At 44.4% G+C, this 14395-nt stretch carries 15 protein-coding genes and 1 tRNA gene; 5 read left to right on the top strand and 11 right to left on the bottom strand.

The features are described from left to right. Positions 1 to 32: 32 nt before the first annotated feature. A complete protein-coding gene (locus OCU50_RS04090; RefSeq protein WP_017056440.1) occupies positions 33 to 296 on the bottom strand; it encodes a YfcL family protein in 264 nt (87 codons plus the stop codon). Positions 297 to 305: 9 nt separating this feature from the next. Next, positions 306 to 836 carry an elongation factor P hydroxylase gene (locus tag OCU50_RS04085; protein ID WP_060468235.1) on the bottom strand — a complete coding sequence of 177 codons (531 nt, stop codon included), beginning with the start codon at positions 834 to 836 and terminating at the stop codon, positions 306 to 308. A 301-nt stretch (positions 837 to 1137) separates the two neighbouring features. Between OCU50_RS04085 and OCU50_RS04080 the strand changes: the two genes are divergently transcribed. Next, on the top strand, positions 1138 to 1761 hold the full coding sequence (locus OCU50_RS04080) for a trimeric intracellular cation channel family protein (protein WP_017056438.1): 624 nt from the start codon (positions 1138 to 1140) through the stop codon (positions 1759 to 1761). Positions 1762 to 1911: 150 nt separating this feature from the next. On the opposite strand, the gene aroC is transcribed toward OCU50_RS04080, so the two are convergent. Together aroC and OCU50_RS04070 are read right to left on the bottom strand one after the other, a co-directional pair. Continuing rightward, positions 1912 to 2997, bottom strand: coding sequence for a chorismate synthase (gene aroC / locus OCU50_RS04075; RefSeq protein WP_060468236.1), 1086 nt, complete (start codon positions 2995 to 2997; stop codon positions 1912 to 1914). 271 nt (positions 2998 to 3268) lie between these two features. Next, positions 3269 to 3345: transfer RNA gene (locus tag OCU50_RS04070), tRNA-Arg, on the bottom strand. Positions 3346 to 3556: 211 nt separating this feature from the next. Here OCU50_RS04070 and folD point away from each other — a divergent pair. Then, entirely contained in the window at positions 3557 to 4414 is an 858-nt protein-coding gene (gene folD / locus OCU50_RS04065) for a bifunctional methylenetetrahydrofolate dehydrogenase/methenyltetrahydrofolate cyclohydrolase FolD (protein ID WP_017056435.1), read from the top strand. Between the two features lie 114 nt (positions 4415 to 4528). On the opposite strand, the gene OCU50_RS04060 is transcribed toward folD, so the two are convergent. From OCU50_RS04060 to OCU50_RS04045, 4 genes are all read right to left on the bottom strand, one after another. Continuing rightward, complete coding sequence (locus OCU50_RS04060) at positions 4529 to 5728, bottom strand: NupC/NupG family nucleoside CNT transporter (RefSeq protein WP_017056434.1); 1200 nt, start codon at positions 5726 to 5728, stop codon at positions 4529 to 4531. Between the two features lie 205 nt (positions 5729 to 5933). Further along, a complete protein-coding gene (locus OCU50_RS04055) occupies positions 5934 to 6854 on the bottom strand; it encodes a LysR family transcriptional regulator (protein WP_082710344.1) in 921 nt (306 codons plus the stop codon). Between the two features lie 152 nt (positions 6855 to 7006). Continuing rightward, positions 7007 to 8005 (bottom strand): lytic murein transglycosylase, encoded by a 999-nt coding sequence (locus OCU50_RS04050; protein ID WP_060468238.1) that lies wholly within the window; start codon positions 8003 to 8005, stop codon positions 7007 to 7009. Between the two features lie 30 nt (positions 8006 to 8035). Then, the gene (locus OCU50_RS04045) at positions 8036 to 8326 is read right to left on the bottom strand and encodes a YcgL domain-containing protein (protein WP_017056431.1); all 291 of its coding nucleotides are present in this window, start codon (positions 8324 to 8326) and stop codon (positions 8036 to 8038) included. Between the two features lie 221 nt (positions 8327 to 8547). Between OCU50_RS04045 and minC the strand changes: the two genes are divergently transcribed. Genes minC through minE form a run of 3 tightly spaced genes read left to right on the top strand, consistent with a single transcriptional unit; the run spans position 8548 to position 10314 of the window. Next, positions 8548 to 9210, top strand: coding sequence for a septum site-determining protein MinC (minC, locus tag OCU50_RS04040; protein WP_060468239.1), 663 nt, complete (start codon positions 8548 to 8550; stop codon positions 9208 to 9210). Positions 9211 to 9231: 21 nt separating this feature from the next. Continuing rightward, positions 9232 to 10044, top strand: coding sequence for a septum site-determining protein MinD (gene minD, locus OCU50_RS04035; RefSeq protein ID WP_017056429.1), 813 nt, complete (start codon positions 9232 to 9234; stop codon positions 10042 to 10044). A gap of 6 nt (positions 10045 to 10050) precedes the next feature. Further along, positions 10051 to 10314 carry a cell division topological specificity factor MinE gene (minE, locus tag OCU50_RS04030; protein ID WP_017056428.1) on the top strand — a complete coding sequence of 88 codons (264 nt, stop codon included), beginning with the start codon at positions 10051 to 10053 and terminating at the stop codon, positions 10312 to 10314. Positions 10315 to 10441: 127 nt separating this feature from the next. On the opposite strand, the gene rnd is transcribed toward minE, so the two are convergent. The 3 genes from rnd to OCU50_RS04015 form a co-directional block, all read right to left on the bottom strand. Then, positions 10442 to 11560 carry a ribonuclease D gene (rnd, locus tag OCU50_RS04025; protein WP_060468240.1) on the bottom strand — a complete coding sequence of 373 codons (1119 nt, stop codon included), beginning with the start codon at positions 11558 to 11560 and terminating at the stop codon, positions 10442 to 10444. Between the two features lie 143 nt (positions 11561 to 11703). Then, positions 11704 to 13398: a long-chain-fatty-acid--CoA ligase FadD gene (gene fadD, locus OCU50_RS04020; RefSeq protein ID WP_060468241.1), complete on the bottom strand. Its 1695-nt coding sequence runs from the start codon at positions 13396 to 13398 to the stop codon at positions 11704 to 11706. A gap of 105 nt (positions 13399 to 13503) precedes the next feature. After that, the gene (locus OCU50_RS04015) at positions 13504 to 14385 is read right to left on the bottom strand and encodes an alpha/beta fold hydrolase (RefSeq protein ID WP_060468242.1); all 882 of its coding nucleotides are present in this window, start codon (positions 14383 to 14385) and stop codon (positions 13504 to 13506) included. Positions 14386 to 14395 lie beyond the last annotated feature (10 nt).

Below are 14395 nucleotides of genomic sequence, written 5' to 3'. Positions count from 1 at the left end.
GGACTGAGCGGATAATGATAAATGGTTAGCGATTAAGCTTGGTTTTGCAGCTCAACCCAAAGGTCATTAACAATAGTGCGATCTGCAGGCGTTAGTTCAGAGCGAGCGTCATCTAGGCTCTTCTCGATGCGGGCTTTAACTTCAGCCACGTCTTCAATGCCTTCTTCTTCACATGAAGCCACTGAAAGAGAAATATGACCACGTAAGTAACCACCGGCAAACAGTTCGTCCTCTGATGCGTTTTCAATGCGAGCATCAATTACTTCAAGTAGTTTTTCTTCAAATTCGATAATCATAATATTCTCTTATTTCACAATAAATTGGCTAGCACATAAAGGTTCTACATCGTAGAAGCTGCGTAATGCTTCAGAGAGCATTTTTACGCGAGGCGGAAGGCCAACTTCGAAGATCCCCATGACTTCGCTGTGTACTTTATTCATAAAGGCCAAACGATCTGGCTCAAAATCGCCGTGTAGATTGTCACAGCTGACATTAAAAGGAAAGCCTGCGCTCATCGCAATGATCCATTCATACGCTTGTGGGCGAATTTCTACTTTTTCAAACTCAGCTTGAACCGATTCCGTTCGACCATCAGGTTCATACCAATAGCCAAAATCTTCCAGCAACCGACGTTCAGAGCCAGCAACACACCAGTGTGCAATTTCGTGCAAAGCAGAAGCATAAAAACCACGTGCAAAGACAATTCGATGGTGTGGAATAGTGTCATCAGCAGGCAAATAGATCGGCTCATCATCACCTAGCTCTAATTTGGTATTAAAGCTTTCAAAAAAGGTCTGATTAAAAATATCGATAAGGTCTGAGTATTGGTGCGTCATAAAACTGGCTTAGAATAAAATAAACCCCCGTATTTTGCTCTGTTTTCGCGTCTTGGTAAACCCCATATCAAGCGTAACCTTCCCCGTTCAAGCAAGCCCCGTGATTGCACGCCTGTTTATCTTCAAGGTAGGTAACCTCAAGCTGGTTCAACAGATTACTGGAACTAATCTGAAACGCTCATTCACGGTACAAATATTCATTCGTCAACAAGCATTTTTACTACTACACTCGCGCTTCATTTTTATATCCCTAAGGCCTATAAGACTCGAATTTATAGACCTAAATTATAGAGCTACAGCAATGCTACTAAGTGTTTTGTATATCATTGGCATCACGGCAGAAGCCATGACCGGCGCTCTCAGTGCTGGCAAACAAAAAATGGATTGGTTTGGTGTAATGCTAGTTGCGAGTGCAACGGCAATTGGCGGCGGTACAGTGCGAGACATACTACTCGGCCATTACCCTTTAGGTTGGGTTGAAAATCCAGAATTTTTGGCTATCACTTGTGTCGCTGGCGTCGTCACGACAGGCCTGGCGAAGTGGGTCATCAAGCTAAAAGGCTTGTTCATTCGTTTGGATGCACTAGGCCTAATTGTATTCAGCATCATTGGTACTAAGGTAGCGATGACAATGGGTCTGCACCCAATGATTTGCATGGTATCAGCCTTGGTTACCGGTGTATTTGGTGGCTTATTACGCGACCTTATCTGTCGCCAAACGCCATTGGTTCTGCACGAGGAGTTATATGCCTCTATCGCGCTTATCGCTTCAGGTTTGTACCTAGGTTTACTTGAGTTTGGTATCAACGACGTAACCGCGACCATCGTCACACTTGTGGTTGGTTACTTGCTGCGTATGGCTGCAGTGAGATTCAAATGGCGCTTACCGTCGTTCCAACTTGATTCTGAAAGTTCAGTGCATTAATCGCTTAGAGCCTTGTATTGATAACGCTCATTGATGGTCTCTAACTGGATGAATAATCCTACGAATGTAAAAAAGGGTTGCTTCATTACGAAGCAACCCTTTTTTGTCTCTAGCACATCTGTTTTCTGGTCTGAATGAAAAGAAGCAGAACTAGATTTGTGGTGTCTCCGTTGTCACACCAAAGTTTTGACCGCGATGGCGTAGCAAGTGGTCAAGCAACACGATAGCCAGCATTGCTTCAGCAATCGGCACCGCACGGATACCAACACATGGATCGTGACGACCTTTGGTGATTAGCTGCGTTGCTTCACCCTCTTTCGTGATTGTGTCACCAGGAACCGTAATGCTTGATGTCGGCTTAAGCGCGATGCTTGCCACAATATCTTGCCCAGTAGAGATACCACCTAAGATACCGCCAGCATGATTGCTACTGAACCCTTCAGGCGTTAATGAATCACGGTGTTCACTACCACGTTGATTAACCACATCGAAGCCATCGCCAATCTCAACACCTTTTACAGCATTGATGCTCATTAGAGCATGCGCAATATCAGCATCTAGACGATCAAAGATTGGCTCACCAAGACCCACCGGCACTTTAGTCGCAACCACTTGAATCTTCGCACCAATAGAATTACCTTCTTTTAGCAAGTCACGAATCAGTTGATCAAATTCCGGTACTTTGTCGACATCAGGACAGAAAAAAGCGTTGTTTTCAATCTCGTTCCAATCCACTTTATCAATAGAGATATCACCCATTTGAGAAAGGTAAGCTTGGATTTCAACACCAAATGCTTGTTTAAGATATTTCTTCGCAATTGCACCTGCGGCAACACGCATTGCGGTTTCACGAGCAGAAGAACGACCTCCACCTCGGTAATCACGCACACCGTACTTTTGGTGGTACGTATAGTCGGCGTGCCCAGGACGGAACTTGTCTTTAATTTCGGAATAGTCTTTAGAGCGTTGGTCTGTATTTTCAATCAATAGACCAATAGAAGTTCCCGTAGTTTGGCCTTCAAATACACCGGATAAAATCTTTACTTCATCCGCTTCACGGCGAGCCGTTGTATAGCGAGAAGTACCGGGGCGACGACGATCCAAATCTCTTTGAAGGTCTGCTTCAGTAATTTCCAATCCTGGTGGGCACCCATCTACGATACATCCTAGTGCGATACCGTGACTTTCTCCGAACGTGGTCACGCTGAAATGTTGTCCGATACTGTTTCCTGCCATTACTTCCTCTAAATCAGCAATTAATCAGAAGGTGTGATTTTATAAACCCACTGCCTAATTACTTTACTTGTCTATTTTTCATGATTTCATAGTGGCTCTATTACCAAATGATGTAAACCCCAAAAAACGAACAATTTTAACTTTCGATAACATGAGCCAAATGAAATGAATAAGGAAGGAAACAGGATGGCACTTTAACGCGGATGTTTTTATGCTAGGTGAAATGCAAAAAACCCGACAACTCTGAGAGCTATCGGGTTTCTTTAAATAATGGCACGCCCTGAAGGATTCGAACCTTCGACCACATCCTTAGAAGGGACGTGCTCTATCCAGCTGAGCTAAGGGCGCGCTACAGGAACGAATTATACGAATTCGAATCAGTAAAGCAACGGCTTTATGTAACATTCTGATCTAAGTGGGTAAAAAAAGGGCAGCAAACATATAAGTGTTGGAAATTAAACCAAAGCAATCGTTTGCTTAATGGTAATCAAAAAGATTTTCTGGAATAATGCGCCAAAAACATCAGCCACTAACTTGAATATCAATACTAAGGAAATTCATGACTGCTCAAAATATTGATGGAAAGCTAATTTCTCAAACGGTTCGCTCTGAAGTTGCTGCACGTGTAAAAGCTCGTACTGAAGCTGGATTACGCGCTCCGGGCCTAGCGGTTGTTTTAGTGGGTGAAGACCCTGCTTCTCAGGTTTACGTTGGAAGTAAGCGTAAAGCGTGTGAAGAAGTTGGCTTCGTATCTAAATCTTACGATTTGCCAGCCACTGCGACAGAAGATGAACTGTTAACATTAGTAGACCAACTTAACCAAGACCCAGAGATCGACGGTATTCTGGTTCAACTGCCTCTACCTGCTGGCATTGATAGCACTCACATTCTTGAGCGTATCACACCAGAGAAAGACGTGGATGGCTTCCACCCATACAATGTAGGTCGTTTGGCTCAGCGTATGCCTAAGCTTCGCTCTTGTACGCCAAAAGGTATTATTACGCTGCTTGACCGCTACAACATCGACTTACGTGGTAAACACGCGGTTGTTGTTGGCGCATCAAACATTGTAGGCCGTCCAATGACGCTAGAACTGCTTTTAGCAGGTTGTACGACGACGACTTGTCATCGTTTCACCAAAGACCTTGAAGGCCACGTACGTCAAGCAGACGTTGTTGTGGTTGCAGTAGGCAAGCCTAACTTCATTCCAGGAGCTTGGATTAAGAAAGGGGCTGTTGTGGTCGATGTTGGTATCAACCGTTTAGAATCTGGCAAGCTAGTGGGTGACGTTGAATACGATGTCGCTAAAGAGAGCGCAAGCTTCATCACCCCAGTACCGGGGGGGGTCGGCCCAATGACGGTTGCGAGCCTAATCGAGAACACAATGATCGCTTGTGAGCAGTTTCACTCGAAGTAATCTGCGAATGACGGTATAAACAGAATTAAAAAGCCGCAACGTTCATCACGTTGCGGCTTTTTTGATGATTACCCATTACAAAACGAGACGTATAAGTAACTTAAGATGCCGCTGTTAAAGCGAAAGTACCACACCAGCAATCGCTGCACTCATTAAGTTAGCAAACACACCAGCACAAATTGCTTTGAAGCCGTATTGTGAGATGAAAGAGCGACGCTCTGGAACTAAACTACCCAAGCCACCAATCAAAATCGCCATGGTTGATATGTTAGCAAAACCACATAGAGCGAAAGTCACGATCGCTTGCGAGTGTTCACTCAGTGCTTCTTTAGCATCCATTAACTGGATAAAAGCCACAAACTCGTTCACAACAATCTTGTTCCCGATCAGCGAGCCTGCAACCACAGCCTCAGACCAGGGTACACCGATCAACCATGCAACGGGGGCGAACACATAACCTAGGATAAGTTCGAAGCTTAGGTTTACGCCAAACCAACCGCCAACGATACCGAGTAAACCATTCAGCATTGCAATCACACTGATAAAGGCAAGAAGTGTTGCACCTACAGCAACGGCAATACGAAGTCCAGACATAGCCCCATCAGCCATTGCCTCAACAACGTTTGTTGCTCGTGGAATTTCTACATCAGACTCAATATTTTCTTGAGCGTCATCTGGACTACCCGGTACTAAGATTTTAGCCATTAACAGGCCAGCAGGCGCCGACATGAATGCCGCAGCGATCAAGTAGTTAAGGTCTACACCAAGCGATGCATAACCCACTAGCGTGCCACCAGCAACAGAAGCCAAACCACATACCATCACGGCAAACAGCTGAGAATCCGTCATGTGCTTCAAGTAAGGCTTAACCACCAATGGCGCTTCAATCATGCCAACAAAGATGTTCGCCGTTGCAGACAGTGACTCCGCACGGCCTGTACCCAGGAACTTCTGCAGCGCACCACCAATAAGGTTGATCACCTTTGGCATAAAACCAATGTGGTACAAACCCGAGATCAGTGCAGAGAAAAAGATAATGATGCCTAGAACATTAATCGCGAAAACAAATCCGTTATTCGTTAGGCCACCAAATAAGAAATTAATCCCCTCTTGACCGTAGTTGATCAAGCTAGATACCGCACCCGTGGCTGCATTCAACGCTTCTTTACCCATTGGTACATACAGAACCAATAGCGCGAATGAGATTTGTAATAAGAAAGCCAAAGAGACTGTTCTTAGTGGAATATTTTTTCTGTCCGTAGATAGTAACCAAGCGGCAACTAAAATAGTGATAATTCCAAGTAGGGAAGCCATGTGCGTCAACCTAAAAGTTGTAGGTAGGAAAGGCGACGCATTCTATAGAGGAAATCGTTTGCGGCAAGTTGAGGTTGTTAACGTGATGTTGGGGTAATCACCATTTAGCTATGAATATAATTAAGTCATTGAATTTTAATAATTAGCATTGATTAAAAAGCATACTTTTTCCATATGGAAATTATATTTATAAATTAGGAAACAGTTAGTGATGCAGTTCAACGCAAGTTTGGAGGTTTTTGTCCCAGTACGTTGGTGACCCAATATGATCTTTGATGAACTCAATTACAGCTGAAAGCTTCTTCGGCATATTCTTTCGGCTCGGGTACACGGCATAAAATGGCATCAACTGACTCGCTCGCCATTCTGGTAATACTTGGATTAGCTTACCGGTTCGAAACTCTTCTTTGACTAAGTAGGTTGCCAAATAAGCAACGCCCCACCCAGCTACCGCTGCGTCTCGTACAGCCTCGGCTAAATCGACCGAGTAATCACCAGCAACTTTAACGCTAAGGTTCTCTTGCCCGTTATCAAAGGCCCACGATGTGTAATCTCGTTCTCGGCTGCGATAGATCAGACAGTTATGGTCAATCAAATCAGAAGGTGTATGAGGAGTCCCTGCCTTAATCAGATAATCGGGCGATGCTGCCACCACGAACTGACTGTCTGCTAGGCGCTGCGCAATGTAACCTTCTGGTAGGTCTTCATTGTTGGTAATCCAAAGGTCCAAACGCTCTTCAATCATGTCCACCTTGTAGTCGAACAAGTGCACCTCGATTCTCAGCTGAGGATAAAGCTGTCTGAGCAGATCAATCGCCGGAATGATATGCAAGGTACCAAATGACTGTGACAACCCCACGCGCAATATTCCAGAGATATCCTCACGCTGGCTGTCCATATCCATTTGTGCTGCTTTTACCGTGTTAAACAGTTGCTCACAATGCTGATAGAACACCTCCCCCGCTTCGGTCAACGTTAGACTACGTGTGGTTCGTTGTACCAACTTGATGCCGATTGAGTCTTCAAGCAAAGCAACTTGTTTACTGATGTGAGACACGGAAACGTTCAAGCTTTTTGCAGCACTGGTAAAGCCTTCATACTTAATTAACGCATGGAATATCACCATCTGTGCAGCTCTATCTGTTAGCACGAGACCACCTTATTAAATCTCTGAAATATAAAATCAAAAAGGACTCCGAAGAGTCCTTTAGTTCGTTATGCCTATGGTAGGCCAAATGCTATCAAAGCAAACTATTCCGATTAATCAAATCAAGTCAATTAATCAAACTTAATTCTGTCTGCTAGGTGGCTAACTGCCAAAGCAAAGTAGTAAGAACGATTCCACTTCATTAACACATTGTAGTTGTTGTAAATGAGGTACGAACGACCCGCTTCGTCGTCCGGCATAATCAACCAAGCTTTAATGTCTTCATCAAGCGTTGGCAATGGGCGATCGTCATAACGCTTAATACCGAGTTCAGACCACTCTTTTAAGTACTTCGCTTTGTCTTCAGTTCGGCCTTGCAAATCAATAGACACGGTTGACGGTACGTGAACCTGGCGGCCCCAAGTGTACTTATCATCCCAACCGGATTGGCTAAGGTAATTGGCTGCCGAAGCAAACACATCTTCTTCAGTCCCCCAGATATCTTTCTTACCATCACCGTTACCATCAGCGGCAAACGCTAAGAATGAGCTTGGCATAAACTGAGGCTGACCCATGGCACCAGCCCAAGAGCCTTTCATCTCTTTTGGTGCAATATGGCCTTGATCAAGAATCTTCAATGCCGCCATTGCTTCGCTACGGAAAAACGCTTCTCTGCGCCCTTCGTAAGCCATGGTCGTTAGCGCATCAATAACACTGTAATTACCCGTGAACTTACCAAAATTACTCTCAACGCCCCATAGCGCGACAATAAATCTCGGTTGAACACCATATTCATCACCAATGCGCTTTAACGCTGTGTAATGCTTCTTATAAAGTGATCTGGCTTGCTTCACTTTCCAATCGGGTACTGCTCGTGGAATGTATTCATCCAGAGTCAGCTTCTTCTCAGGTTGATTTTTGTCGGCTTTCACCGCTCTTGGCTTAAACGTGACACCATCAAAGGCTTCATCAATGATCGCTTCAGAAATGCCTTCTTCACGGCCTTGTTGCTTTAGTTTTTCTACATATTGTTCGAAGCTCAGTTCTTCAGCTTGTACGGAACTTATGGTCAAGCTATTACCCAATAGTAATGCCGACACAACCAATATGCTTTTCGAAAATTTACTCAACGATCACTCCTCCTTGAATTGAGGTGGCTATCACTCTTCGTCTTGAACTTTTTGTTGAGCTTTACGCTCTTTGTGACGTTCAAGTTCGTTAACTGGTGGGGGCGGAACTTGCAAAAAGAAACCATCGGTATTCAGTGATTCTTTCACTTTTTCGATGTTCACTTGAGCCAGTTTACGGCCATCCATTTTAATTACCATTACAAAGCTAGGTTTACCAAACATTTGCATCAATGCGTCAGGAACTTGTGAAAAATCATCCTTCTTAGGGATATAAAGGTATGTTCCTTCTTTCTTTGAACTTTTATATATAGAACACAGCATGACAAACCTTTTTTAAATGTTTATGACTACAAAACTCTCACTTGCGAGAGCAATAGTTTATGTTAACGAAATATTGGGAACAAAACGTTCATTTGACAACAAGATTACTTGCTGTGCTTGGTTTGTGAATATAACATGATACACCTAGTTTCAGGCAATGCCCTTTATTTTATTGATAAAGAAATTGTACCAATCCGCAATTGAGGTCCTGTAGTTTTTCGATGTCTAGTAACCCAGATCTAAAAGGTAGTAGTTTCACGCTATCTGTTTTGCACTTATCCGATGATCAAGTCGAAAATGCAGTGTCTTTTCTTCAAGAGAAGGTAAACCAAGCACCCACTTTTTTCGCTGCTGCACCTGTTGTCATCAACATTAGTAAAGTGGTTGGCGATATCGATTTTGTGCAACTGAAAAAGGGGATCTCTCAAGCGGGGATGATCCCAGTTGGTGTGGCAGGCTGTTCAGATAGGCGAACCCAAAACCTAGCGAAAGAAGCGGGTTTTGCAGTCATGACAGCCAGTAAGTCTCCATCTCAAGCACCAGCCGAAATGGCACCGATTAAAGTGGTGAGAACCCCTATTCGTTCAGGTCAGCAGGTTTATGCTAAAGATAGTGACCTGTTAATACTCAATCATGTAAGTGCAGGCGCCGAAGTCATAGCCGATGGCAGCATTCATATTCATGGCACGCTACGCGGCCGCGCGATTGCAGGAGCCAGTGGTCAAACTGAAGCAAAAATAATTTGTAATGATTTACAAGCCGAGTTGGTTTCCATTGCTGGAAATTACTGGCTCAGCGATCAAATTGAAAGCGAGTACTGGCAGAAAAAAACCATGTTCAGTATGGCAAACGATGTATTACACGTTGATGTCCTCGCAATATAAAAGAAATAAAAGGAAAAAAGAATGGCACGCATTATCGTTGTAACGTCAGGTAAAGGCGGGGTAGGCAAAACGACCTCCAGTGCAGCTATAGCCTCAGGCCTGGCTTTAAAAGGAAAAAAAACCGCAGTTATCGACTTTGATATCGGCCTGCGTAACCTAGATTTAATTATGGGTTGTGAGCGTCGTGTTGTGTACGATTTCGTCAACGTTATCAATGGTGAAGCAACGCTAAATCAAGCGATGATCAAAGATAAACGCACAGACAACTTGTTCATTCTTCCTGCTTCTCAAACTCGCGATAAAGATGCACTCACTAAAGACGGTGTTCGCCGTATATTTGATGAACTTGATGAAATGGGCTTTGATTTCATCATCTGTGACTCTCCAGCAGGTATCGAGCAAGGCGCTCTGATGGCACTGTACTTTGCTGATGAAGCGATTGTAACCACTAACCCTGAAGTCTCTTCTGTCCGTGACTCAGACCGTATTCTCGGGATTCTGGATTCTAAATCTCGCCGTTCTGAAGATGGCTTGGAGCCAGTAAAAACCCACCTTTTACTCACTCGCTACAACCCTGCTCGCGTTACTCAAGGAGAAATGCTGGGCGTGGAAGATGTAGAAGAAATCCTACACATCTCTCTACTGGGGGTGATTCCAGAGAGCCAAGCGGTACTGAACGCATCGAACAAAGGTGTTCCAGTTATCTTTGATGAAGCAACCGATGCTGGTATGGCTTACAATGATACTGTAGAACGCCTACTGGGTAGCCAAGTTGACTTCCGTTTCTTAACGGAGCAGAAGAAAGGCATCTTCAAACGACTATTCGGAGGCTAATACGCAATGTCACTATTAGAGTTTTTTAGACCACAGAAAAAGACAACCGCAAACCTAGCCAAAGAGCGTTTGCAGATCATTGTTGCTGAACGACGCAGCCATGACGATCCAGCACCATCATATTTACCAGAGCTAAAAGAAGATATTCTTAAGGTTATCGCTAAGTATGTTGAAGTCGATCCATCAATGGTTGATTTGACTTTCGAACACAAAGATGACGACATTTCAGTCTTAGAGCTGAACGTTAAGCTGCCAGAAGAAGATCGATAATCTTTCTGAACAAGCTCAACAAGCCATACGCGATTTATATTGATTGAATAAAAAAGAGAGCCTCGGCTCTCTTTTTTGTGTCGGAATTTTATCTCTGTCGCTGGCGACGTTTTATCGCCATTACAGATTATTTGATCGCTTTACTCAGCTTCTCGCCAATCACATCTAAACGCCAACCTTGCATCACATCAGGTAGCTTCTCTGGGTTGCGATCGTGCTTCCAAACCCAACTTAACACTTGGTTAAGTTGCTTCTTCGATGCCAAGAACTCTGTCGCTAAACCACTGTGTTGTGACGCCGTTTTCACTTCATCTTTCAACACTTTGAAGATTTGTTTGTAACCCGGGTAATCCATTAGACGTTCTACTGGCGCTGGATATTCTTCTTCTGGCGTGTGTTCAGCCAACTTAACGATTGAGCTAATCTTTGCGCCATGACGGCGTACAGAGCGGTAATCAAAACCTTCTTGCTCCATGTGCTTAGGATCTTTCATCGCGAATCGCGCCACTGCCCACAAATCTTGTTCTTTGAAAACAAAGTTCAACGCTAAATCACGCTTAATCGCTTCTTTTAAACGCCAAGTGGCTAACGGTCTCAAAATCGCTAGCTGCTTAGGTTTCAGCTGCCATGCACCTTTAATATCAAGGTAGGCAGTGTCTGGGTTGACTTTACGGATGCGCTTGGCAACTTGTAAGTCAGACTCTTGTTGAGCCGCTTCCCACCAGCCAGCTTCCATCACTTTTTCTAGAAGCTTATTGTACATTGGCATTAGGTAATGCACGTCTGCCGCTGCGTAGTCCAATTGCTTTTGAGAAAGCGGACGAGCCAGCCAGTCTGTGCGAGATTCACTCTTGTCTAGGTCTACTCCCACGAACTCTGAAACTAAAGCAGCAAAGCCCGTTGATAAACCATGACCTAAGAAAGCCGCCATGATCTGCGTATCAACCATTGGTGTTGGTGTACAGCCAAATGCATTCTGGAACACTTCCAAATCTTCGCCACACGCGTGCAGCACTTTCAACACTGATGCATCTTTTATTAGTGTGACAAACGGTGTCATGTCATCAAGAGCAATAGGGTCAATCAATGATAGCGTTTCACCATCAAATAACTGAATCAAGCCTAATTGAGGGTAATAGGTTCTTGTACGAACAAACTCCGTATCAAGCATAACAACATCAGCTTGACGTGCTTGTTGGCAAACTCGTTCAAGGTCTTTCAATTGGGTAATGATTTGGTAATCCACAAAAGCTCTCACTGGTTTCTATTTGATCGCCGGACACAAAAATGCCGACATTAACTGTCGGCATTCTAACACCATTTTTCAACGATCGCTTAGGTTAAGCGCCTGAATGGTTTCTTGTGCAGTGATTTCTCATCATTGGCTTATTATTCGCTCGCACGTTTCGCAAGCTCTGCATCGTTCTCTTCACGTAGCACGCGGCGTAAGATCTTACCTACGTTAGTCTTTGGCAGGTCTTCTCTGAACTCGACTAATTTAGGGATCTTATAACCCGTTAAGTGCTCACGACAGTGCGCGATAATGTCTTCTTTGGTCAGGCTAGGGTCACGCTTCACAACGTAGATTTTAACCAGCTCACCGGACACTTCGTGAGGTTGACCGATAGCTGCCACTTCCAGCACTTTACCATGCAGAGCCACGACGTCTTCAATCTCATTCGGGTAAACGTTAAAGCCAGACACCAAAATCATGTCTTTCTTACGGTCAACAATATGCAGCAAGCCTTCGTCATCGAACTTAACGATGTCACCCGTAGACAACCAACCATCTTGGTCGATGACTTCTTTGGTCGCTTCTGGGCGCTGCCAGTAGCCTTGCATCACTTGAGGGCCACGAACTTGCAACTCACCTACTTGGTCATTGGCTACGACTTTACTTTCATCATCAACAATACGTACTTCTGTCGACGGTACTGGTAGGCCAATTGCACCGGTGTAGTCTTTCAGGTCATATGGATTACCTGTAACTAGCGGAGCACATTCAGTTAAACCATAACCTTCCAGCAAGTGAATACCTGTCACTTTCTTCCATTTCTCAGCAACAGAGCGCTGAACCGCCATACCACCACCAACAGATAGACGTAGATTACTGAAATCTAACTCGTGGAAATCTTCATTATTTACTAGCGCATTGAACAGTGTATTGACACCTGTGATTGCAGTAAACGGAACCTTTTGCAGCTCTTTAATAAAGCCAGGAATGTCACGAGGGTTAGTAATTAGAAGGTTGCGCCCCCCCATCTCAACAAACAGCAAGCAGTTCACGGTAAGAGCAAACACGTGGTAAAGCGGCAGTGCCGTTACGACCAACTCACGACCTTCTTGCAATACAGGGCCGTATGCGCCTTTTGCTTGAAGTACGTTCGCGATCATATTGCGGTGCGTTAAAATGGCGCCCTTTGCTACGCCAGTTGTACCACCTGTGTACTGAAGGAATGCAATGTCATCGCCAGCCATGAAAGGCTTCACATACTGAAGACGGCGACCTTTATGTAGTGCTTTTCTAAAGGAGATAGCCCCCGGTAGATCATACTTAGGCACCATGCCTTTTACGTATTTCACTACGAAGTCGACAATCGTACCTTTAGCGCGTGGCAGCATTTGCCCTAAACTGGTGAGTACAACATGTTTAACTGGCGTGTTATCAACGACTTTCTCTAACGTGCTCGCAAAATTTGAAACGATAACAATCGCCTTTGCACCAGAATCGTTCAGTTGATGTTCAAGCTCTCGGGGTGTGTACAGTGGATTGACGTTCACAGCAATCATACCAGCACGCAATACTCCAAAAAGTGCAATTGGGTATTGCAACAGGTTAGGCATCATCAATGCAACACGATCGCCTTTCTTCAGTTTCAGATCATTCTGTAAATAAGCGGCAAAAGCACGGCTGCGCTCTTCAAGCTTACGGAATGTCATTATCGACCCCATGTTTTCGAATGCAGGTTGGTCCGCGAACTTTTGTACCGACTGTTCAAACATTTCTACAAGAGATTGGTACTGATCTGGGTTGATCGTCTCTGGTACGCCACTTGGATAACGTGAAAGCCAAGGTTTATCCACGATGTTACTCCTCGTTTATCAGCTGACGACTGCTCGCCGCTATTTATCATAGCAGTATTACAGCACAGCTTTAGAGCATGAGCACTAAAAGGCTCAAACACTTGTTTAAATTTTGTTAACTACACCAAGAATTAGTTCTGAAACTAGCTCTGGGCTCTCTAAATGACAATGATGTCCGCCAGGGATCGTCTCTACATTCAGAGAATTATGGGCTGATTTGTAGCGATTGTGCCGCAAATGTCGAAATCCATCATTCCCTAAAATTATTAATTGAGGGCATTCAATAGCCGCCATAATCGCTTCGGTATGCGCCTGTGACATGCGATACAACGAGTCACATTTAAGCTTTGGGTCGCATCGCCATTGCCAGGCGTTTTCTAGTTCAGCAGTACCTTGATTAACAATTCCTTGCTCAATAACCCCTCGCTCAACAATAGGAGCGATTAATTCAGCATTGATTTGATTGGCGTGAGCTCTCAGTTTAATAGCGTCCTCAAGGTTTGCTAGAAGACGTGAAGGCTTTCTTCGCTGTCGAAGACGACTGAGTACCCCATCTCTCAAGCGAGAGACCGTTTCTTGGGGAGCTTCTGAAAGAGGTCCGTGACCTTCAATTTGAATTAATCCTGACACCTTTTCAGGAAAGGCGGCACTATAGCAACTTGCGATCAATGCACCAAGTGAATGTCCTACTAACACCAGTCTGTTTGGCGATAATTTCATCACCAACTGGTGCAAATCATCGATATAGTCGTGAAACGGGTAGTAACTGTCCGTCTTATGCGACGAAAAGCCATGACCAAAGAGATCAATCGCAACCAAGTGAGAGTTTGGTGAAAGTGTTGCTAGATTAGAGAGAACAGAAGAGAAACTCGCGGAATTATCTAACCAACCATGAATAAAAACGACCGTCATTGCGGTCGTTTTTGGGTTTCCAATCTGTTGTGTAGCAAGCGTCCCGCTCGCGAGGGAATATGACTTTTCAATCATTGATTGTATG

Origin of the sequence: Vibrio toranzoniae, assembly GCF_024347655.1 — a bacterium.
Lineage (GTDB): Bacteria > Pseudomonadota > Gammaproteobacteria > Enterobacterales > Vibrionaceae > Vibrio > Vibrio toranzoniae.
The sequence above is the reverse complement of the archived record's forward strand: the minus strand, read 5'-3'. Positions and strand labels throughout refer to the sequence as shown.

What these genes read in the sequence shown, in the direction of transcription:
- folD (WP_017056435.1), top strand. Translation starts at nt 3,557, where the DNA reads ATGACTGCTCAAAATATTGATGGAAAGCTAATTTCTCAAACGGTTCGC.
- OCU50_RS04015 (WP_060468242.1), bottom strand. Translation starts at nt 14,385, where the DNA reads ATGATTGAAAAGTCATATTCCCTCGCGAGCGGGACGCTTGCTACACAA.
- minD (WP_017056429.1), top strand. Translation starts at nt 9,232, where the DNA reads ATGGCACGCATTATCGTTGTAACGTCAGGTAAAGGCGGGGTAGGCAAA.
- OCU50_RS04090 (WP_017056440.1), bottom strand. Translation starts at nt 296, where the DNA reads ATGATTATCGAATTTGAAGAAAAACTACTTGAAGTAATTGATGCTCGC.
- OCU50_RS04085 (WP_060468235.1), bottom strand. Translation starts at nt 836, where the DNA reads ATGACGCACCAATACTCAGACCTTATCGATATTTTTAATCAGACCTTT.
- OCU50_RS04055 (WP_082710344.1), bottom strand. Translation starts at nt 6,854, where the DNA reads ATGGTGATATTCCATGCGTTAATTAAGTATGAAGGCTTTACCAGTGCT.
- minE (WP_017056428.1), top strand. Translation starts at nt 10,051, where the DNA reads ATGTCACTATTAGAGTTTTTTAGACCACAGAAAAAGACAACCGCAAAC.
- minC (WP_060468239.1), top strand. Translation starts at nt 8,548, where the DNA reads ATGTCTAGTAACCCAGATCTAAAAGGTAGTAGTTTCACGCTATCTGTT.
- OCU50_RS04060 (WP_017056434.1), bottom strand. Translation starts at nt 5,728, where the DNA reads ATGGCTTCCCTACTTGGAATTATCACTATTTTAGTTGCCGCTTGGTTA.
- OCU50_RS04045 (WP_017056431.1), bottom strand. Translation starts at nt 8,326, where the DNA reads ATGCTGTGTTCTATATATAAAAGTTCAAAGAAAGAAGGAACATACCTT.
- OCU50_RS04080 (WP_017056438.1), top strand. Translation starts at nt 1,138, where the DNA reads ATGCTACTAAGTGTTTTGTATATCATTGGCATCACGGCAGAAGCCATG.
- aroC (WP_060468236.1), bottom strand. Translation starts at nt 2,997, where the DNA reads ATGGCAGGAAACAGTATCGGACAACATTTCAGCGTGACCACGTTCGGA.